This is a genomic window from Acinetobacter sp. AM (assembly GCF_003105055.1).
GTDB classification, from domain to species: domain Bacteria; phylum Pseudomonadota; class Gammaproteobacteria; order Pseudomonadales; family Moraxellaceae; genus Acinetobacter; species Acinetobacter tibetensis.
This window is the reverse complement of sequence record NZ_QETG01000003.1, coordinates 1-18833: the sequence shown is the minus strand read 5'-3', so window position 1 is coordinate 18833 and position 18833 is coordinate 1. Positions and strand designations below refer to the sequence as shown.

General features: G+C 43.7%; 15 protein-coding genes and 2 tRNA genes. 11 read left to right on the top strand and 6 right to left on the bottom strand.

Features of this window, described 5'->3' with window-relative positions; genetic code table 11:
* Window position 1 precedes the first annotated feature (1 nt).
* Together DCO44_RS02435 and DCO44_RS02430 are read left to right on the top strand one after the other, a co-directional pair.
* Complete coding sequence (locus DCO44_RS02435; RefSeq protein WP_116759031.1) at window positions 2–1249, top strand: efflux RND transporter periplasmic adaptor subunit; 1248 nt, start codon at window positions 2–4, stop codon at window positions 1247–1249.
* Window positions 1239–4421 (top strand): efflux RND transporter permease subunit, encoded by a 3183-nt coding sequence (locus DCO44_RS02430; protein ID WP_116759030.1) that lies wholly within the window; start codon window positions 1239–1241, stop codon window positions 4419–4421. Before DCO44_RS02435 ends, DCO44_RS02430 begins: the two co-directional genes overlap by 11 nt.
* Before the next feature lie 45 nt (window positions 4422–4466).
* Here DCO44_RS02430 and DCO44_RS02425 read toward each other — a convergent pair whose 3' ends face one another.
* On the bottom strand, window positions 4467–5270 hold the full coding sequence (locus DCO44_RS02425; RefSeq protein ID WP_116759029.1) for a DUF4198 domain-containing protein: 804 nt from the start codon (window positions 5268–5270) through the stop codon (window positions 4467–4469).
* A 166-nt stretch (window positions 5271–5436) separates the two neighbouring features.
* Between DCO44_RS02425 and DCO44_RS02420 the strand changes: the two genes are divergently transcribed.
* Window positions 5437–6399 carry a cation diffusion facilitator family transporter gene (locus DCO44_RS02420; RefSeq protein WP_116759028.1) on the top strand — a complete coding sequence of 321 codons (963 nt, stop codon included), beginning with the start codon at window positions 5437–5439 and terminating at the stop codon, window positions 6397–6399.
* Window positions 6400–6440: 41 nt separating this feature from the next.
* Here DCO44_RS02420 and DCO44_RS02415 read toward each other — a convergent pair whose 3' ends face one another.
* From DCO44_RS02415 to DCO44_RS02395, 5 genes are all read right to left on the bottom strand, one after another.
* Window positions 6441–6782, bottom strand: coding sequence for a hypothetical protein (locus DCO44_RS02415; RefSeq protein WP_016168721.1), 342 nt, complete (start codon window positions 6780–6782; stop codon window positions 6441–6443).
* A 128-nt stretch (window positions 6783–6910) separates the two neighbouring features.
* Window positions 6911–6986: transfer RNA gene (locus DCO44_RS02410), tRNA-Glu, on the bottom strand.
* A 29-nt stretch (window positions 6987–7015) separates the two neighbouring features.
* Window positions 7016–7091: transfer RNA gene (locus tag DCO44_RS02405), tRNA-Ala, on the bottom strand.
* A 57-nt stretch (window positions 7092–7148) separates the two neighbouring features.
* Window positions 7149–8657 (bottom strand): glutamate--tRNA ligase, encoded by a 1509-nt coding sequence (gene gltX / locus DCO44_RS02400; RefSeq protein WP_116759152.1) that lies wholly within the window; start codon window positions 8655–8657, stop codon window positions 7149–7151.
* Between the two features lie 125 nt (window positions 8658–8782).
* Window positions 8783–9079 carry a hypothetical protein gene (locus DCO44_RS02395; RefSeq protein WP_116759027.1) on the bottom strand — a complete coding sequence of 99 codons (297 nt, stop codon included), beginning with the start codon at window positions 9077–9079 and terminating at the stop codon, window positions 8783–8785.
* Between the two features lie 402 nt (window positions 9080–9481).
* Here DCO44_RS02395 and DCO44_RS02390 point away from each other — a divergent pair, with 402 nt between their 5' ends.
* The 8 genes from DCO44_RS02390 to DCO44_RS02355 all read left to right on the top strand — a co-directional run bounded on the left by DCO44_RS02390 (window position 9482) and on the right by DCO44_RS02355 (window position 18678).
* Window positions 9482–10483, top strand: coding sequence for a sulfate ABC transporter substrate-binding protein (locus DCO44_RS02390; protein WP_116759026.1), 1002 nt, complete (start codon window positions 9482–9484; stop codon window positions 10481–10483).
* 175 nt (window positions 10484–10658) lie between these two features.
* Window positions 10659–11573, top strand: coding sequence for a 16S rRNA (cytosine(1402)-N(4))-methyltransferase RsmH (rsmH, locus tag DCO44_RS02385; RefSeq protein ID WP_116759025.1), 915 nt, complete (start codon window positions 10659–10661; stop codon window positions 11571–11573).
* 79 nt (window positions 11574–11652) lie between these two features.
* Window positions 11653–11916 (top strand): cell division protein FtsL, encoded by a 264-nt coding sequence (locus DCO44_RS02380; protein ID WP_228157497.1) that lies wholly within the window; start codon window positions 11653–11655, stop codon window positions 11914–11916.
* A gap of 12 nt (window positions 11917–11928) precedes the next feature.
* Window positions 11929–13752 (top strand): penicillin-binding protein PBP3, encoded by a 1824-nt coding sequence (gene ftsI / locus DCO44_RS02375; RefSeq protein ID WP_116759023.1) that lies wholly within the window; start codon window positions 11929–11931, stop codon window positions 13750–13752.
* Between the two features lie 10 nt (window positions 13753–13762).
* A complete protein-coding gene (locus tag DCO44_RS02370; protein WP_116759022.1) occupies window positions 13763–15259 on the top strand; it encodes a UDP-N-acetylmuramoyl-L-alanyl-D-glutamate--2,6-diaminopimelate ligase in 1497 nt (498 codons plus the stop codon).
* Window positions 15260–15271: 12 nt separating this feature from the next.
* Window positions 15272–16681 (top strand): UDP-N-acetylmuramoyl-tripeptide--D-alanyl-D-alanine ligase, encoded by a 1410-nt coding sequence (locus tag DCO44_RS02365; protein ID WP_116759021.1) that lies wholly within the window; start codon window positions 15272–15274, stop codon window positions 16679–16681.
* A gap of 1 nt (window position 16682) precedes the next feature.
* Window positions 16683–17801, top strand: coding sequence for a phospho-N-acetylmuramoyl-pentapeptide-transferase (mraY, locus tag DCO44_RS02360; RefSeq protein ID WP_116759020.1), 1119 nt, complete (start codon window positions 16683–16685; stop codon window positions 17799–17801).
* A 73-nt stretch (window positions 17802–17874) separates the two neighbouring features.
* A complete protein-coding gene (locus tag DCO44_RS02355; RefSeq protein ID WP_116759019.1) occupies window positions 17875–18678 on the top strand; it encodes a putative RNA methyltransferase in 804 nt (267 codons plus the stop codon).
* Window positions 18679–18833 lie beyond the last annotated feature (155 nt).

Below are 18833 nucleotides of genomic sequence, written 5' to 3'. Positions count from 1 at the left end.
CATGTTGAATTTGAGCAATAAGAGATTAAATCAACAGGGAAAAATCTCCCAAAAACTGTTAATGATATTGGCGGTCGTGGTTACGGCAGTGGTGTCTATAGCGGTGTTGTTCTTGACGCAAAAGTCATCGACGAAGGAAGATGAGCACGGACACGCTGAAGCAGAAGAACATGCCGATGAAGAAGGGCATCAGGATACGGAGGAACATGAAGCCGCAATTGCCTTAACGGCTAAACAGGTGACCGAACAAGGTATTCAACTGGCTGTTGCAGAGTTGGGTCCTGTCGTGAAATCGGCAGCTTATCCTGCCAAACTGGTGGTGAATACTGACCGCCAAGCGCATGTAGCGCCTGCATTTGCAGGGCATGTCGAAACCGTCTATGTCGAATTGGGGCAGCAGGTCGCGAAAGGACAAGCACTTGCCAGTTTATTGGTGCCAGATCTGGTTGATCAACAAGCCAGTTTACAAGTGGAACAAGCCAATTTGGAATTGGCACGTCAAGACTACGAGCGCGAGAAAAAGTTATGGTCAGAAGGTATTTCTGCCAAGCAGGATTATCAACGTGCCTATAACGCCTATCAGCAAGCGCAGATTCAGGTCAGAGCAACACGCTCACGTTTATCTGCCTTTGGTGCTCAAGCGAGCAGCCAAGGGCGTTATGTGTTAAAGGCACCCATCGCAGGTGTGATCAGTCAGAAAGATTTGGTGGTGGGAGAGAATGTACAACTGGCAGATCAATTGTTTGTGATTGATCAGTTGGATCAATTGTGGCTGGAATTTATTGCGCCAAGTAGTGAATTTGTCACAATTGTGCCAAATCAAAATATTGAGTTTAAATCCTTACAAACAGGGCATGTATTTAAGGCACAAATTCAAAGCTTAAATAGTCAGGCCGATGTACAAACAGGACGTCTACAAGTCCGTGCAAAAGTCCTATCCAATGCAGCAGAATTACGTCCAAATTTAATGGTGAATGTGCAGTTACAACAGCAACAAGCCCAACAGGGATTACGTATTCTTGCCAGTGCGGTACAGCAAGTGGAAGGGAAAGATGCGGTGTTTGTGGCAACGCAGCATCAACAAAAGTTGGAATTTATGCCTCAAGCTGTGACTTTGGGTGCTCGTTCTAGTGATGGTCAATGGATAGAGGTGCAATCTGGTTTAAACAAGGGGCAACAATACGCAGCACAAGGCAGTTTCTTACTTAAGTCTGAATTAGAAAAAGGAGAGGCGAGCCATGCACACTAAACAGCCGCTTCCGCCAGAGGTTGATCCTACTCAACTTGCTCCAGATGGTTTGCCAGCGCCAGAAGGATGGTTTGATCACATCATCCAGTTTTCTATTCGCAACGCCATTTGGGTCATGCTCTTTGTGCTGACGTGGATTGGGGTAGGAATTTATAGCTATCAACAATTGCCAATTGATGCTGTGCCCGATATTACCAATACGCAGGTGCAAATTAATACCCAAGCCACAGGTTTTACCGCATTAGAGGTCGAACAACGAATTACCTATCCCATAGAAAATGCCATGGCAGGGTTACCTGAGTTACAGCAAACTCGTTCTATTTCACGTTATGGTCTGTCTCAGGTCACCATTATTTTTCAGGATGGCACCGATATTTACTGGGCGAGGCAGTTGATCAATCAGCGTCTACAAGAAGCACAGGCGGAACTTCCTGAAGCCATTATTCCGACCATGTCGCCTATTTCTACGGGGCTGGGTGAAATTTATCAATGGGTGATTAAAGCAGAACCAAATGCACGTAAGGCAGATGGTACGGCGTATAGCGCCATGGATTTACGTGAAATTCAGGACTGGATTGTCCGCCCACAACTGCAACGTGTCGCAGGTGTTGCGGAGGTCAACTCAATTGGTGGGTATAACAAAACCTATGTGGTTACTCCAGATTTACAGCGCTTACAGCAATTGCAAATTCCACTCAGCGAGTTACAAACTGCGCTGACGGAAAATAATGAAAACCGTGGTGCGGGCTTTATTGAACAGAATGGGCAGCAACTGACGGTACGGGTGCCAGGTACACTCACGGATATCAAAGCGATTCAAAATGTCAGCATTGCCAATAAAAATGGTTTTCCGATTCGGGTGGCTGATGTTGCCACAGTGTCCATAGGTCATGATTTACGTACAGGCGCGGCAACCTATAACGGAGAAGAAACGGTATTGGGCATCGCGATGATGATGATGGGCGAAAACAGCCGCACCGTCGCCCAAGCCGTAGATGCCAAATTGAAACAAGTACAACAGTCTTTACCTCATGGTGTGGTCATTGAAACCGTATATGACCGTACCAGTCTGGTCGATCGTGCGATACAAACCGTACAGAAAAATCTGGTCGAAGGTGCAATTCTGGTTATTGTGATTCTGTTTTTATTTCTGGGGAATTTCCGCGCTGCACTGATCACCGCCTGTGTGATTCCACTTTCGATGCTATTTACTTTAACAGGAATGGCACAACAGAACATCAGTGCCAATTTGATGAGTTTGGGGGCACTGGATTTCGGCATCATCGTGGATGGTGCTGTGGTAATTGTGGAAAACTGTATTCGCAGATTAGCAGAAGCCCAGCATCGACATCGACGCTTACTTACTCGCTCCGAACGTTTCCGAGAAGTATTTTTAGCAGCGAAACAGGCACGACGACCATTAATTTTTGGGCAACTGATTATTTTGGTGGTGTATTTCCCGATTTTTGCCCTGTCAGGGGTAGAAGCCAAACTGTTTCACCCCATGGCCATGACGGTTGTGTTAGCCCTGATTGGTGCCATTCTTCTCTCGATCAGTTTTGTCCCCGCCGCAGTAGCATTATGGGTCACAGGAGAGATCAAGGAAAAGGAAAGTCGCTGGATGCTCTGGCTCAAGCAGCAGTACACACGATTACTGAATTGGGCGTATGAATTCAAAGCTTTGGTACTGACCCTTGCCTTGTGTATTTTATTTTTTACAGGTGTGCTTGCCACACAGGTGGGGAGTGAGTTCGCACCGCAATTGAGCGAAGGGGATTTTGCGGTACAACAAATGCGTTCACCCAATACAGGCTTAGAACAGTCTTTGCGTATGCAGGAAAATACTGAAAAGCTATTGTTAAAAAAATTCCCTGAAATCAAGGCAATTTTTGCGCGCACAGGAACCGCAGAGGTCGCAACAGATGTGATGCCCCCCAATATTTCCGATGCGATTGTATTGTTAATGCCACGTGAGCAATGGCCAGACTCCAAACAAAGCCTCGATGAGCTACGTCAACGCATGATCGCTTTTCTGGCGACTTTACCGGGCAATAACAGTGAGTTTTCTCAACCGATTGAACTACGTTTTAATGAGCTGATTTCAGGTGTGCGCAGCGATGTTGGGGTCAAGATTTTTGGCGATGATATGCAGGTGTTGAATCAGCAGGCGATGCAGATTGCAGAAAAAATTCAGCGGATTTCAGGCGCAACGGCGGTCAATATTGAGCAAACCAGTGGTCTTCCTTTATTGAATGTAGAGGTAAACCCTGCTTTAGCTGCGCAATATGGTTTGTCGGTCAAAGCGATTCAAGATTTGGTGGCGACCAGTGTGGGTGGTCAAAATATTGGACAAATTCTACAAGGTGATCGACGCTTTGATTTTGTCATTCGTTTAGACGACCCACAGCGAACGCCTGAACATTTAGCTGTATTACCGCTACAAACCGCAAATGGAGGCCTCATTCAACTACAAGACGTGGCTAAAGTCGAAACCATTTTAGGCATAAATCAAGTGAGCCGTGAAGATGGTAAACGCCGTATGGTGGTGACCGCCAATGTCGAAGGGCGTGATTTGGGTTCATTTGTACAGGAGCTACAAACGACGCTGGCAGAGCAGCCTTTACCCGAAGGTTATTGGTTGGATTATGGTGGACAGTTCGAAAATTTAATCTCGGCTAAAAACCGTATGCTCTGGGTGGTGCCTTTGGCCTTAATTGCAATTTTTATTCTACTGATGGCCGTGTTTCATAACGTCAAAGAGAGCTTGCTGGTGTTTACTGGGGTGCCATTTGCGCTGTGTGGCGGTTTGATTGCTTTATGGTTGCGTGATATTCCACTTTCGATGTCAGCAGGTGTTGGTTTTATTGCTTTATCAGGTGTTGCGGTCTTGAATGGTCTGGTCATGCTGACCTTTATCAAAGAGCTAAGACAGCATCTAGATATTTACCATGCTACATGGCAAGGTGCAATTTTGCGTTTACGACCCGTGTTGATGACGGCTTGTGTTGCTTCATTGGGGTTTATTCCCATGGCTTTGGCAACAGGAACAGGGGCGGAAGTACAACGGCCTTTAGCAACAGTCGTGATTGGCGGGATTTTATCTTCGACGATGCTGACCTTGGTACTCTTGCCAATTTTGTATCGTTGGATGCATGAAACCAAAGTACCTTAAATGAAAGATGCCTTGATTCGTTTTGAATCAAGGCATTGTTGAATCTTAAGAATTTGCTTGAGCAACATGCACACTGATAATCGTGGCGTACTGATTTTTCGGAGTTGCTTTGCTATCGAATTTTTCAGACACTTCAATCAAGTAATTTCCTGCATGTGGAAAAGTAATATTGGCACTGCCATTATTTTGTACAGGAATCCTGAGTGCTTGAGCTTCAGTTGCACCTTGAGCACGAACCACTAACTCAGCCTGAGCTAAAGGTTTGTTGGCTTTATGAATTTGGAGCTGAACTGCTTGCTGCGCGATCAGTGCATTTGGATGGGTAGAAAAATTGACTTGAATCGGTGCTGAACTCGCAGCAATCGTAGAAGTCGATTGTTTGCTGATATAAGTCTGCAAGGTCCATTCACGAACGGTGTCTACTTTTTTGGGTAGTTTGCCGTTAAAGTCACTGGCAATCACATAATCGCGTTCACTTAAAGGCGGGACTTGATCTGCTGTAGCATCGGCTAAAATTTTCCATTGTTTATTATGCTGAACATATTGGATCGGGTAACTGGTCTTAGCAAAAACCGTATAGGTGCCTTTTTCTGGGAGGGGTAAATCAAAGGTGGTGGCCGATTTTAAGGTTGTAGAGGGCTGTACGGTGGCTTGTTTTTGGTCGGGTTGAATAATTGTAAATTGCGGATCTTGGAGTGCATATTCTGCTTGTAAGGCTTGCTCTGCATAAGCTGCAATAACAGGAATTTGGGTGTTGTCCGTGGTAAAGGCCAATGGCGCGACATAAGGTTCATGTGCAAAGCCATAGCTGCTCAGCAGTACTCCAGAAAGAATAACAATTTTTTTCATAACAGAATTCCAATTTCAAAAATGATGCGAGAAGATGAGTGAAGACTGAGCCAATAAATCAAATATGCAAATGATAATTATTTTCATGTATTTTGCAAAGTAAAATATAGGGTGTAGGTCGAATCTGGCCAAATTGAATGTAATAAGAATGAATAGAGGCGACAACATGAGTGGATCGAAGGGGCATGAGCATACACATGCAACCGTGACTGAAAAAAATGCAAAGAAGTTAAGTTTTGCTTTAGTGCTGACCAGTATTTTTTTAATTATTGAAGTCATTGCGGGTTTTATCACGCAGAGTCTGGCATTGCTTTCGGATGCGGCACATATGTTTACCGATGCAGCAGCACTCGCGATTGCTTTGGTCGCCATTAATATTGGCAAATTGCCTGCAGATAATAAGCGAACCTTTGGTTATCAGCGTTTCGAAATTTTAGCGGCATTGTTTAATGCGCTGATGTTGTTTTTGGTTGCCATATACATTCTGTACGAAGCGTATCAGCGTTTTAGTCATCCACCAGAAATTCAAAGTTTAGGGATGTTGGGTGTTGCCGTGATTGGCTTAATCATTAACTTAATTTCCATGCGCATTCTGTTTTCTAGTGCACAAGAAAGTCTGAATGTGAAAGGGGCATATTTGGAGGTTTTAAGTGATGCATTAGGCTCGGTGGGGGTAATTTTAGGCGCCATTGTGATTTATTTTACCCACTGGTATTGGGTGGATACGGTAATTGCTGTTTTGATTGGCTTTTGGGTGTTGCCACGAACGTGGATTCTACTCAAACAGAGTATTAATATTTTATTGGAAGGGGTACCTGAAGAAATTGATATAGAGCAATTACGTCAAGATCTACTACAGTTACAAGATGTAGAAAGTATCCATCAACTCAAGGTCTGGGCCATCAGTTCTAAAAACATTCATCTCACGGTACATCTGTATGCACCACATGCTGATCAAAAAAAGTTGTATCAGATGGCAGCAGCCATGCTACATCAGCAACATGGTATTGCGGAAATGACCTTACAGATTGAAGATGATGAATGTATGGCGCATACGCATAGTCAGCGAGGTGTTCATCAACATGAAGCCCCTGCGCATGTTCACTCAGAGCAAGACACCGACTTATGACCATTCACATCAGCATCAAGCTGATGTGAAGTTAGATTGGATTAAATTTCCCACTCGTGCTCGCATTCACGGCATTTCCATTTCTTTTGGGACTGCATAAAGGCTTGCATTGAAATTTTAAAATCAGGTAAATCACGGTAGAACAAGAAACCTGCAACAGCACAGATCACAAACACCACAACCGTTGCAATTTGCAGGGTTGAGCCTGCGCCATCACCAAATAACCACATGGCGATGCTAATTAACACCAAAAGCAGCAAGACAAAAATTGATGGCACAAGGAACACCAAACTTTTTGGCACAACTGGACGTGCTGCAGGTGCATTGGCTTGAGCAACAGGCATAATCTTCGGACTTTGGCATTTTGGGCAACGGTATTGCATTTCAGCTCCATCATTTTTATCTGGGTTTATTCTAGCGGAATGTTGAACAGAGCTAAAATAATTCAGGCAAATTTATGTTTTGTTGAGGCAATAAAAAAGCCACTGTTCAACAGTGGCTTTTTTGAATTTGGCGTCCCTACGGGGATTCGAACCCCGGTTACCGCCGTGAAAGGGCGATGTCCTAGGCCTCTAGACGATAGGGACTTATGAGGCAACACAGGTAAAACGATTTTTGGTGGAGTCAAGCGGGATCGAACCGCTGACCTCTACAATGCCATTGTAGCGCTCTACCAACTGAGCTATGACCCCAGTCTGTGTGAGCGCAATATTAGGGATATTCTGCTCACACGTCAACAGCTAATTTAATTAGGCTTGTTCAATTGCATCATTTTTCGGCAATTTCAGGCTTTCATTCAGTTTTTCCCATACTTTTGCTTCTTTTTTGCTCGGTGCACCCACAATTTCCAGTGCATGACGTAAACGAGCGAAGGTTAAGTCTGGGCCTAAAGTCACCATTGATTGCATGACTGGGGTCGAAGACGTCGAACCTGCAATCGCAATAAAGAAAGCGGGCATGAAGTCACGGAGTTTAATGTTCATCTGGTTGGCTAAATCCATCAGGATTTGACTCACCGTGTCATTGTTCCAAGCAAACTGGCTTTCTAAACGCCAAATGGCAAATTGCAAGCTTTGACGCACTTGCTCTTCGGTTAATTTCTTGCTTTCAAACTGTTCTTTGCTAATTTGTGGCATGTGGTTGAAATAGAAACCTGCCCAATTCACTGCTTCAGAGAGCAAGTGAATACGCGGTTGAATCGCAGCAGCAATATCTTCTAAGGTATTGCGGTCACTTTTCCAGCTCAACAGGCGATCTAGCAACTGACCAGGAGTGAGGGATTTAATCCATTGACCATTGAGCCAATTAAGTTTTTCCACATCAAAAATTGGACCACCCAAAGACACACGTTGCACATCAAAGTGTTCAACCATGTCATTTAAGGTAAAGACTTCACGTTCGTCAGGCATTGACCAGCCCATACGACCCAAGTAGTTCAAGAGCGCTTCAGGCAATACACCGATGTCACGGTAGTAGTTGATTGAGGTCGGATTTTTACGTTTAGATAGTTTTGATTTGTCTGGGTTACGCAACAATGGCATGTGGCACAGAGTTGGCATTTCCCAACCAAAATATTGGTAAAGTAGCTGGTGTTTTGGTGCAGATGGCAACCATTCTTCACCACGAAGCACATGGGTGATTTCCATTAAGTGGTCATCAACCACGTTTGCCAAGTGATAAGTTGGCAAACCATCGGTTTTTAATAACACTTGCATGTCGACTTGCGCCCAAGGAATTTCAACCTCACCACGTAACAAATCATTAACTTTACACACACCTTCTTCCGGTACTTTCATACGAATCACGTGTGGCTCACCCGCTGCAAGGCGACGTTGTACTTCTTCTTGGGTGAGTTTTAAGCCGCGGCCATCGTATTTTTGTGTTTCGCCGCGTGCTTGTTGTTCTTCACGCATTTGATCTAGTTCTTCAGCCGTTGCAAAGCAATAGAATGCATGCCCTTTTTCCACTAAATCTAAAGCATATTGTTTGTAGATATGCATACGCTCAGATTGGCGGTAAGGGGCATGTGGTCCGCCCACGTCTGGTCCCTCAGACCAGTTCAAACCTAACCAGCGTAAAGAATCTAAAATCATTTTTTCAGATTCAGGTGTTGAGCGTAGCTGGTCAGTATCTTCAATACGTAGGATAAATTCGCCGCCATGTTTTTTTGCAAAACACATGTTAAATAACGCGATATAGGCAGTTCCTACATGAGGAAACCCTGTAGGTGAGGGAGCAATACGGGTACGAACAGTCATAACAATATTTTCAGAAAATAAACTGAGGCTATTATAACGAAAAAGCCCAATCACTTAATGCCTAATTCAACATTTGTGACTGGGCTTATGACCAATTTTTAAGGGGAAAAAATTGGGCGTTTGAATCAAGAATTATTTTGCGGGAAAATTGATTGTAAGAAACGTGAGAAGCGCTCATTTTGCGTTGCAAAGAAACTCTGGGTTGGTGCAACTTTAATTGCGGTCAGCACCTTTAAATTGTTATCTGCTTGCAAATAATTGTCACCTTGCTTTTGCTGATTGAGTGCTTTTTCAATCAAAGAGACTTTTTCTGGTGCTGCACTTTTGTTCAGAGTGGCTTTAATTGCAGCAGTGTGACCCGATTGAGCCATTAAACCCAAGCCTATACTCAAAAAGATGGCTTGAAAAAAGTGTACGTTCATCGCGAATTCCCCCTTTAACTCAACACGTTGAGAACTTTTTTATAAAATACTGTTCTACATACTATAGCTACAATTTAAACATCTTCAGAAACAAAAAAGTAGACTTGCGTCACACTTTTTACAAAAAGATAAGAAAATCTAAGTGATTTTACGTTTAATAATTACAGTAATATCGATCTATTGTTGTTGTAGCAAATAAATATGGAGACATCATGAAGATTGTAATATTGTGACAAATTTTAGACCATTTCATGACATCATTTCAGCATATTTCTTGGCTTATATTGCAACATTTTATATATCTTAAAATTAGAAAAACTATGAATAAATGATTATAGCCACATGATTGTGAAAACTATTGATTAAAAATATAGTGCAGAAAATAGTCATTAGAGTCCAACAATGAATAAATCTTTCTTTGCATTCGGAATTGCATTTTTAGCTGGGGTTTCGGGGCAAGTCTTTGCAGCAAAAAGTTTCTTGAATGTATCTTATGATCCAACCCGCGAATTTTATCAAGAATATAATAAAGAATTTGGCCTGTACTGGAAGCAGCGCACGGGTCAGGAGATTGAATTCAAACAATCCCATGGGGGTTCTGGTAAGCAGGCACGCGCAGTCGCAACGGGGTTAGAAGCCGATGTGGTGACTTTAGCTTTGGCCAATGATATTGATGAAATTGTCAAAGCTGGTTATATCGATAAAAATTGGCAAAAAGAATTTCCAAATAATTCGGCACCTTATACTTCAACTGTGGTTTTTTTGGTGCGCAAGGGCAATCCAAAACACATTAAAGACTGGAATGATTTGGTTAAACCGGGCGTTGAAATTATTACGCCTAACCCAAAAACAGGTGGAGCACCACGTTGGATTTATCTGGCGGCATGGGGGTATGCCCTAAAACAACCTGGGGGCAATGATGCTAAAGCACGTGAGTTGGTCAAAAACCTGTATCACAATGTCAAAGTGCTGGATTCGGGTGCGCGAGGTTCTTTAACCACCTTTGCTGAACGTGGCATAGGTGATGTGTTGTTGTCTTGGGAAAACGAGGCATTACTGGCAACCAAAGGTTTGGGCAAAGGTGAGTTTGAAATTGTTTATCCTTCAGTTTCTATTTTGGCAGAACCTTCTGTAGCTATCGTCGATAGAACCGTTGATAAAAATGGTAATCGCAACTTAGCCAAAGGGTATTTAAATTATTTGTATTCACCGAAAGGGCAAGATTTAGCAGCAAAATACTATTTCCGCCCACGTAATGCACAGGCAGTAGCCAAGTATGCAGCCCAATTTCCAAAAATCAAATTGTTCACGATTGGTGATGTGTTTGGCGGCTGGGCAAAAGCGCAACAAACGCACTTTGTAAATGGTGCGATTTTTGATCAGATTTATAATCAAGCCAATTAAACTGGCTTAAAATAGTACAAAAAAAGTCTCCAAAGGGAGCTTTTTTGCTTAGCTCGTACAATAGAAACGGTTTTCTCTATAGAAAGTAATATTTCCCTACAAAAAGACGTTTGGAGCTTTACTAAAACAAGGTAATAATGTGCAGTTAAATTTTTGGTACTTTGATTGCACTGTTATGTCTCATATTTCTGTATTACTTCATGAAACTGTGGATGCCTTGTTGGCAGGTCGGAATACAGGGATTTATGTCGATGGCACTTTTGGTCGAGGTGGACATACTCGTTTGCTGCTTTCAAAACTCGATGAAAATTCTAAAGTTTATGCTTTCGACAAAGATCCACAAGCCCTTGCAGTTGCTGCTGCGTTAGCCGCTGAAGATTCTCGCTTTCACATTATTCATGCCAGTTTTGCAGATCTACAGCAAGCGCTTGCTGCATTAGATTTAGGCCAAGTCGATGGTGTCATGGCAGATTTAGGCGTTTCTTCACCGCAGTTGGATCAGGCGGAACGTGGGTTTAGCTTCATGCAGGATGGTCCCTTGGACATGCGTATGGATAATTCACAAGGTCCGACCGCAGCAGAGTGGTTGATGCAGATTGAAGAAGAAGCCTTGGCCAATGTAATTTTCAAGTATGGAGAAGAGCGTTATAGCCGCCGCATTGCCAAAGCAATTAAAGCGGCAGGGCAGATTGACACTACGCGTCAGTTGGCAGAAATTGTGAAAGTTGCGCACCCGAAGTGGGAAAAAAATAAACATGCTGCAACGCGTACATTTCAGGCAATACGTATTGCGATTAATAAAGAATTAGAAGATATTGAAGCTTTCTTACCTCAAGCGGTTGAGGTGTTAAAACCAGAAGGTCGTTTGGCCGTGATTAGTTTCCATTCATTGGAAGATCGACTGATTAAGCAATTTATTCAAAAAGAATCGACTTTGGCGGAAGACACAGGATGGGGACTACCACCACAACAACAGCAAGATACCCGTCGTTTGAAAAAAATTGCACGTGTGCGTGCAAGTGAAGAAGAAGTTAAGGCCAATCCACGTTCACGCAGTGCTTGGCTTCGTGTTGCGGAACGCTTAGTTTAAAAGGCGAACTATGAAAACTGAAGCAGTTGAAAAGAAAGCAGAAAAATTGCGGACGAAAAAATATATCACTTATGCCTGTATGTTAATTTTGGTTTTCATCAGCGCAATTATGGTGGTCTTTCAGGTGTTTGAATATCGACATGATTATCGTGAGCTGAGTTCATTTATGCGTGATCGCGATGACTTGAATGCAGAGTGGGGACGGTTGCTGATTGAGCAACAAACCTTTGGTGCAACTGCGCAAATCGGGACTCGTGCAGTGACTCAGTTACGTATGTATTCTCCGCCTGCCGTGCAAACGGTTGTAATTTCTTTACCTATGACTTCAGATGACAATAAATAAGGCTAGCTGTATATGGTAGACAAGCAGACCAAGCAACCACGTAAGAAGCAGCAGTCGATTACGGGTAAAAATGCCATTAGTGTAGAAATGTGGCGTTTTTATCTGATGTGGGCCGTGGTGTTATTATGCTTTTTGGCATTGGTTGGTCGTGCATTTTATGTGCAAGTGATTAACCGTGACTTTTTACAAAATAAAGCCAATGCCAATATTTTACGTACCGAAAAACTAAAAGCGATGCGCGGGGTGATTTATGATCGCCATGGCGTACCTTTGGCAATCAGTACACCTGTCATGAAGGTGGTGATTGACCCACGTGACTATTTTGATAATAAAAAATTATTTGATGAAATTACCGCTGAATTGGCGAAAGATCCGCATAACCGAAAATTAAAGCGTCAATTGCCAGAAAAGAACCTCAATCTGGATGAGTTGGCTGATGCTGTCGGGATGGATCGGGCAGAACTTAAGAAAAAAATGAACGAGCGCCCTCGTTCTCGCTATTTAGTACTGCAAAAAGAGATTCCGCCACAGCAGGCAGAACTAATTGAAAAGCGCGAGTTTCAAGCGGTGTATACCGAGAAAAACTATAAGCGTTATTACCCGCAACCACAGCCCAATGCACAAATTATCGGTTTGACCAATAGTGAAGGGGTCGGGATTGAAGGTTTGGAAATGCAGCTCAACAAGCGTCTTGCAGGTGTTGATGGCGAGCAGCAAGTGGTACGTGATAAGAAAGGCAACCGTGTAAAAGACCCTGAGATCGTGAAAGAGGTGGAGTCAGGGGAAAATATTACCCTGAGTATCGATTCACGTCTGCAATATATTTTATACCGTGAACTGACTGCCGCAGGTGTGGCGAACAATGCACGTTCGGCATCGGCCATTGCGGTAGATGTAAAAACGGGTGAAATCTTGGCGATGACCAGTTGGCCGTCGTATAACCCAAATGATAAAAATGGTTTGGCCAATAAAGATGCCATGCGTAACCGTGGTGCAACCGACATGTTTGAACCTGGTTCGACCATGAAACCATTAACAGTGGCTATGGCATTGGAAACAGGGAAATACATGCCAACGACGGTGGTGAATACCTCTCCTGGGTCTATGCGTGTCGGTAACCATACCATTCGTGATACGCACAACTACGGGCAACTGACCTTAGCAGGGATTATTCAGAAATCGTCTAACGTGGGTGTGGCGAAAATTGCTTTATCTTTACCTTATGCAACTTTACCGACCTTTTTAAAGCGTGTGGGTTTTGGGCAGCGTTCAGCAGTCAAATTTCCAGGTGAAAGTTCGGGTATGGTGCTGCCACCAAGTAAGTGGAATGTGTCTGAGGTTGCGACCATGGCGTATGGTTATGGGATTAACGCAACGGTACTGCAAATGGTCGATGCTTATGCCATGTTAGCCAATCATGGGGTAAAAGTTCCTCTGAGTCTATATAAGCTAGAAGAACCGCCTAAAGGCCAGCAAATGATTGATCCGAAAATTGCCGATCAAGTGTTGTTGATGATGGAAGCAGTGACACTACCGGGTGGTACAGCACGTCAAGCCAATATTCCAGGTTATCGTGTAGCGGGTAAAACAGGAACTGCGCATAAATTACGTGCTGACCGTAAAGGTTATTCGGAAAAAGAATATCGTGCACTATTTTCAGGGGTTGCACCTGTGAGTGATCCTCGACTGGCGATTTTTGTGGTCGTGGAAAATCCACAAGGCCAATATTATGGTGGCTTAGTTGCTGCGCCTGTCTTTGCTCGAGTGATGCAAGAGTCGCTCCGTTTAATGAATGTGCCTTTAGATAAGCCTTTAGACACCCCCCAAATCCAGTAATAGGTGCTGAATGTCAATTACATTTCAAGAACTGCATCCTGCTGATCAAATCACTGGATGGATGAGTCAACCTTTCCAAGGTTTTTGTTTGGATAGTCGCTATGTGCAAGCGGGACAAATCTTTATTGCCCTGAACAGTTTGAGCCAACCAGAAAAAACCGTGCAATTTGCGCAGGCAGCCTTGGATAAAGGTGCTGTGGCTATTATTAGTGAAACTGAGCTGGGTGTTTCGCCAAGTTTAGTGGTGCCCGAAATTCGCCATTTAATGGGTGTATGGCAAAAACAATATTTGCAAGCCGTATCTCCAATGCAAGCTGTGCAGATTTTGGCGGTGACAGGGACCAATGGTAAAACCACGATTTCTAGACTGGTCGCAGAGCTATTGATGTTGCAAGGACAATCCTGTGCAGTGATGGGCACCACAGGTAATGGCATTCTTCCACATTTAGAAAGCTCTTCGCATACAACTTTAGATGCCTTACAACTGCAAAATGCTTTGCATGGTTATGCGCAACAAGGGGCAAAATTTGCTTCGATTGAAGCAAGTTCGCATGGCCTAGAACAGGGTCGTTTAACGGGCTGTGCCATTGAAATTGCGGCTTATAGTAATTTAAGCCGTGATCATTTGGATTATCACGGCACGCTCGAGGCGTATGCAGCAGCTAAATCGCTGTTGTTTAAATTTGAGTCGTTGAAGGTCGCGGTGATTAATCTTGATGATGAATATGCATCCATCATGTTGGCGGCAGCACGTGAGAATCCAGCACAGCCAAAAATATTGACTTACTCCATGACCCAAACTGCGGATTATCAAGTTAAGAATATTCAGTACAGTTTATCTGGCGCAAACTTTAGTTTAGTAACAGCACAAGGTCAGTTTGAGGTGCAAAGTCCACTGCTTGGACATTTTAATATTGAGAATCTGGTGGCGAGTTTAATCGTGGCACAGCACGCTGGTTTTGATTTGGCACAGTTGATTACAACGGTACCTCAGCTCAAAGGTGCACCTGGACGCATGCAGGTGATTCGTGATAATGCGCGCTTGTTTGTAGTGGATTATGCACATACACCAGATGCCTTGGTACAAGTCTTAACTACTCTAAAGCGTCATGTAGAGCAGAATTTATGGGCGGTGTTTGGCTGTGGTGGTGATCGAGATCGGGGTAAACGCCCACTGATGACTCAAGCCGCTTTAAATGGTGCGGATGTGGTGCTGTTAACCTCAGATAACCCACGGACAGAAAATCCTGAACAGATTTTCACAGATATGAAAGCGGGCATTGATTTCTCTGGCCATGTGGTACACGAGATTCATGACCGCCGTGAAGCAATTAAATTTGCGGTAAAAACTGCGCAAGCAGGTGACATTGTAGTGATTGCGGGCAAAGGGCACGAGAACTATCAAGAAATTGAGGGTGTTCGTCACTGGTTTGATGATGTGGTTGAAGTACAGGCGGCGATTGATGCACAACATCTCGCTACAGACTCAGCATATCCCGCGCAATAGTAGGAAACTAAGATGCATACTTCAACGACCAGTACAGTTCCTTTACAACCGTGGACTGCAGCAGAATTACTGGAAGCAACACAAGGTTATTGGCTACATGACCGACAGCCAAGTGATGAAATTAAAAGAATTTTGACTGATTCCCGTCATGCGGAACAGGGTGATGCTTTTTTAGCGCTGAAAGGTGAGCGTTTTGATGCGCATGATTTTGTCGCAAAAGTCGTAGAGCAGGGCTGTGAAGTGGCAATCGTCAGCCATCCTGTAGACGCAGATATTTGTCAGTTGGTTGTTGCTGATACACGTTTGGCTTTAGGGCATTTGGGTGCTTATCGTCGTGCACAGTATCCAGACTTAAAAGTGATTGCCTTGACAGGCAGTAGTGGCAAAACCACGACCAAAGAAATGCTCGGTAGTATTTTATCGCGTCTGGCGCCAACTTTAATTACGCGCGGTAATTTAAACAATGATTTGGGTGTACCGATGATGTTGTTAGAGTTGCGTGCAGAGCATCGCTATGCGGTCATGGAGCTGGGTGCTAGCCATCAAGGTGAGATTGATTACACCTCACAATTGGTTCAGCCACAGGTGGCCGGTATTCTGAATATTGGCACAGCGCACTTGGGTGAGTTTGGCGGACGTGAAGGCATTTGCCGTGCCAAATCTGAAATTTATGCACATATTGCCTCATTTGGTACCGCGATTGTGCCTGCGGCAGATGATTTTACTGATCAAATTCGCCAAGTCGTGCAAACTGAGCAAGTATTGAGTTTTGGGCAAGGGGGTGATGTGTATGCCTCTGATATACAGCTAAAACCGCAATCAGCGCGTTTCAACTTGCACACACCACAGGGTGAGCGAGTTGTGAATTTACCGTTTGCTGGTGAGCATAATGTCCAGAATGCAACTGCTGCGGTGGCTTTTGCCTTAGCCATTGGTATTGCTTTGGATGATATTGTATTGGGTCTCGAGCAAGCGCAAGGTGCCAAAGGTCGTCTGAATTTTATTCAGAAAGCCCCTTATCTATTCATTGATGATACTTATAATGCCAATCCAACTTCAATGCGTGCAGCGGGCGAAGTGCTTGCGCAACAAGACGGTGTGCGGGTCATGGTCATTGGAGATATTGGTGAGTTAGGTCAAAGCGCTGCGCAACAACACTATATGTTGGGGCGTGATTTGGTCTCGATCAAAGGCATTAATTTTGTCGTAGCGGTGGGTGAGTTTTCACCAGCTACGCAAGAAGGGGCGCGCAGTACCCAATATGGTAAGAAATTACAGGCCTTCTTGAGTCAAGAACAAGCCTTACCTTTTTTAATTAGTTTAGTCGAAACACATCAACCCCAGTCGATGAGTTTCCTGTTTAAAGGTTCTCGTTATACCCATATGGAAACCTTGATGACTGACTTGATGGAGAAACTCTAAAATGCTGTTATGGTTATTTGAACAGCTTGCGGGCTATCACAGCTCATTCCAAGTCGTACGCTATTTAACATTGCGCTCACTGCTGAGTGTTTTGACCGCACTATCCATTGGATTGGTGCTTGGTCCAGTAATGATTCGTAAATTACAAGCCCTAAAATATGGTCAGGCCGTCAGTACGTTTGCTCCTGAAAGCCACGCTAAAAAAATGGGTACCCCGACCATGGGGGGTGTCCTGATCCTGCTTTCGATTGGAATTTCGACCCTACTCTGGGCAGACTTATCCAACCCTTATGTGTGGATTGTTTTGGCTGTTATGGTCATTTTTGGTGCTGTGGGTTGGGCGGATGACTGGATTAAAATTCGTTATAAAGACAATGCAGGTTTGCCAGCACGGAAGAAATTTTTCTGGACGTCAGTTGCCTCTTTAGGTGCGGGAATTGCGTTGTATGTGATTGCCAAGCAACAAGAGAATCCAATTCATACGGCAAATATGCTGGATTTGCTGATCCCATTCTTTAAAAATCTCAGCATTCCATTGTCAATTATTCCTTTAGGAATAGGATTTATTCTCTTTACCTATTTGGTGATTAACGGGGCTTCTAACGCAGTCAACTTAACGGATGGTCTGGATGGTTTGGCGATTATGCCAATTGTCTTGGTTGCCGCAGGTTTAGGTGTATTTGCTTACTTGGCGGGTGATGTTCGTTTTGCCAATTATCTGCATATTCCTTATGTTAAATATTCTTCTGAATTGGTGGTGATTTGTGCTGCGATGATTGGCGCAGGCTTGGCCTTCCTTTGGTATAACGCGCATCCCGCCCAAGTCTTTATGGGAGATGTCGGTGCTTTATCACTGGGCGCCATGCTAGGAACCATTGCGGTCATGGTTCGCCAAGAAATCGTATTTGCGATTATGGGCGGTGTCTTTGTGGTGGAAGCCATTTCAGTGTTCCTACAAATTGGCTCGTTAAGAATGCGGAATAAACGTGTCTTCTTGATGGCGCCGTTACACCATCATTATGAGAAAAAGGGTTGGCGAGAAACCCAAGTGGTGATTCGTTTCTGGATTATCACAATTATGCTGGTGGTTTTGGGTCTGATGACCTTAAAATTGCGTTAAGCAAAATCCGCGAGAATGAGGTCGGCATATGCCGACCTTTTTTATTTTCGTTGATCGATTATTGGAGAAAATAATGAATCTGCTCATGTGCCCTGTATGTCGTGAGAAATTAAGTTTAGTCGAAAAGACGTGGCAATGTGAGCATCGTCATAGCTATGATATTGCCAAGCAGGGTTATGTGAATTTGCACGTGGTGCAGCATAAACACAGCAAAACTCCGGGTGATACACCTGAGTCGGTACAAGCACGACGTGCATTTTTAAGCGCAGGATTTTATGCACCTTTACAGCAAGCCGTGGTTGAAAAACTGCGTCAGCTTCGCATTGAAAATCTTTTGGATATTGGTTGTGGTGAAGGCTATTACACTGATGCGATGCAGGCAGAGGTGTTGCAATGTGTCGGTGTGGATATTGCGAAAAATGCAGTGCAAGTTGCGGCTAAATTGAATTCGGAAGTGACATGGGTGGTGGGTACAGGAGCGACTTTGCCTGTATTGGATCAATCCATCGATTTGTGCAGCAGTTTATTTAGTCCAATTCCTCAGCAAGAAATATTACGTGTACTGAAGGACAAAGGTTATTTATTGGTGGTGACACCAGCGCCTGAACACCTATTTGCTATTCGAGAGGCTTTATTTGAAGAGGTGAAGCCACATGAGCCGAATAAGTTTGTGCAGCAGTTGGCACAGGATTTTGAACTTATTGAGTCGCAAGTGGTGAGTGCAGATTTAACGCTGCCACAGCAACAGCTCAAAAATCTGATTGCAATGACACCGTATGCTTACAAAGCGAAAGTAGATCGAAGAAGTGCTTTAGAGGCTTTAGTTGAATTTAAAGTGACTGCGCAATTCCAGCTCTATTTATTTCAAAAGAAATAAATATATAAAAAGCCCTCTTAAATAATGGGGGCTTTTTATTAGGTGACTAGGGCGTGTCCTCATTTGAAAAATAGATTTTAAAGACTTAATATAATCTTTCAAATTCCTTATATTTCTATATATTTCAATGGCACGTACCCTTTTAACAGATGATA

Excerpts from the sequence above, each read along its gene's own strand:
- DCO44_RS02435 (WP_116759031.1), top strand. The coding sequence starts at position 2 with ATGTTGAATTTGAGCAATAAGAGATTAAATCAACAGGGAAAAATCTCC.
- DCO44_RS02430 (WP_116759030.1), top strand. The coding sequence starts at position 1,239 with ATGCACACTAAACAGCCGCTTCCGCCAGAGGTTGATCCTACTCAACTT.
- DCO44_RS02425 (WP_116759029.1), bottom strand. The coding sequence starts at position 5,270 with ATGAAAAAAATTGTTATTCTTTCTGGAGTACTGCTGAGCAGCTATGGC.
- DCO44_RS02420 (WP_116759028.1), top strand. The coding sequence starts at position 5,437 with ATGAGTGGATCGAAGGGGCATGAGCATACACATGCAACCGTGACTGAA.
- DCO44_RS02415 (WP_016168721.1), bottom strand. The coding sequence starts at position 6,782 with ATGCAATACCGTTGCCCAAAATGCCAAAGTCCGAAGATTATGCCTGTT.
- gltX (WP_116759152.1), bottom strand. The coding sequence starts at position 8,657 with ATGACTGTTCGTACCCGTATTGCTCCCTCACCTACAGGGTTTCCTCAT.
- DCO44_RS02395 (WP_116759027.1), bottom strand. The coding sequence starts at position 9,079 with ATGAACGTACACTTTTTTCAAGCCATCTTTTTGAGTATAGGCTTGGGT.
- DCO44_RS02390 (WP_116759026.1), top strand. The coding sequence starts at position 9,482 with ATGAATAAATCTTTCTTTGCATTCGGAATTGCATTTTTAGCTGGGGTT.
- rsmH (WP_116759025.1), top strand. The coding sequence starts at position 10,659 with ATGTCTCATATTTCTGTATTACTTCATGAAACTGTGGATGCCTTGTTG.
- DCO44_RS02380 (WP_228157497.1), top strand. The coding sequence starts at position 11,653 with ATGTTAATTTTGGTTTTCATCAGCGCAATTATGGTGGTCTTTCAGGTG.
- ftsI (WP_116759023.1), top strand. The coding sequence starts at position 11,929 with ATGGTAGACAAGCAGACCAAGCAACCACGTAAGAAGCAGCAGTCGATT.
- DCO44_RS02370 (WP_116759022.1), top strand. The coding sequence starts at position 13,763 with ATGTCAATTACATTTCAAGAACTGCATCCTGCTGATCAAATCACTGGA.
- DCO44_RS02365 (WP_116759021.1), top strand. The coding sequence starts at position 15,272 with ATGCATACTTCAACGACCAGTACAGTTCCTTTACAACCGTGGACTGCA.
- mraY (WP_116759020.1), top strand. The coding sequence starts at position 16,683 with ATGCTGTTATGGTTATTTGAACAGCTTGCGGGCTATCACAGCTCATTC.
- DCO44_RS02355 (WP_116759019.1), top strand. The coding sequence starts at position 17,875 with ATGAATCTGCTCATGTGCCCTGTATGTCGTGAGAAATTAAGTTTAGTC.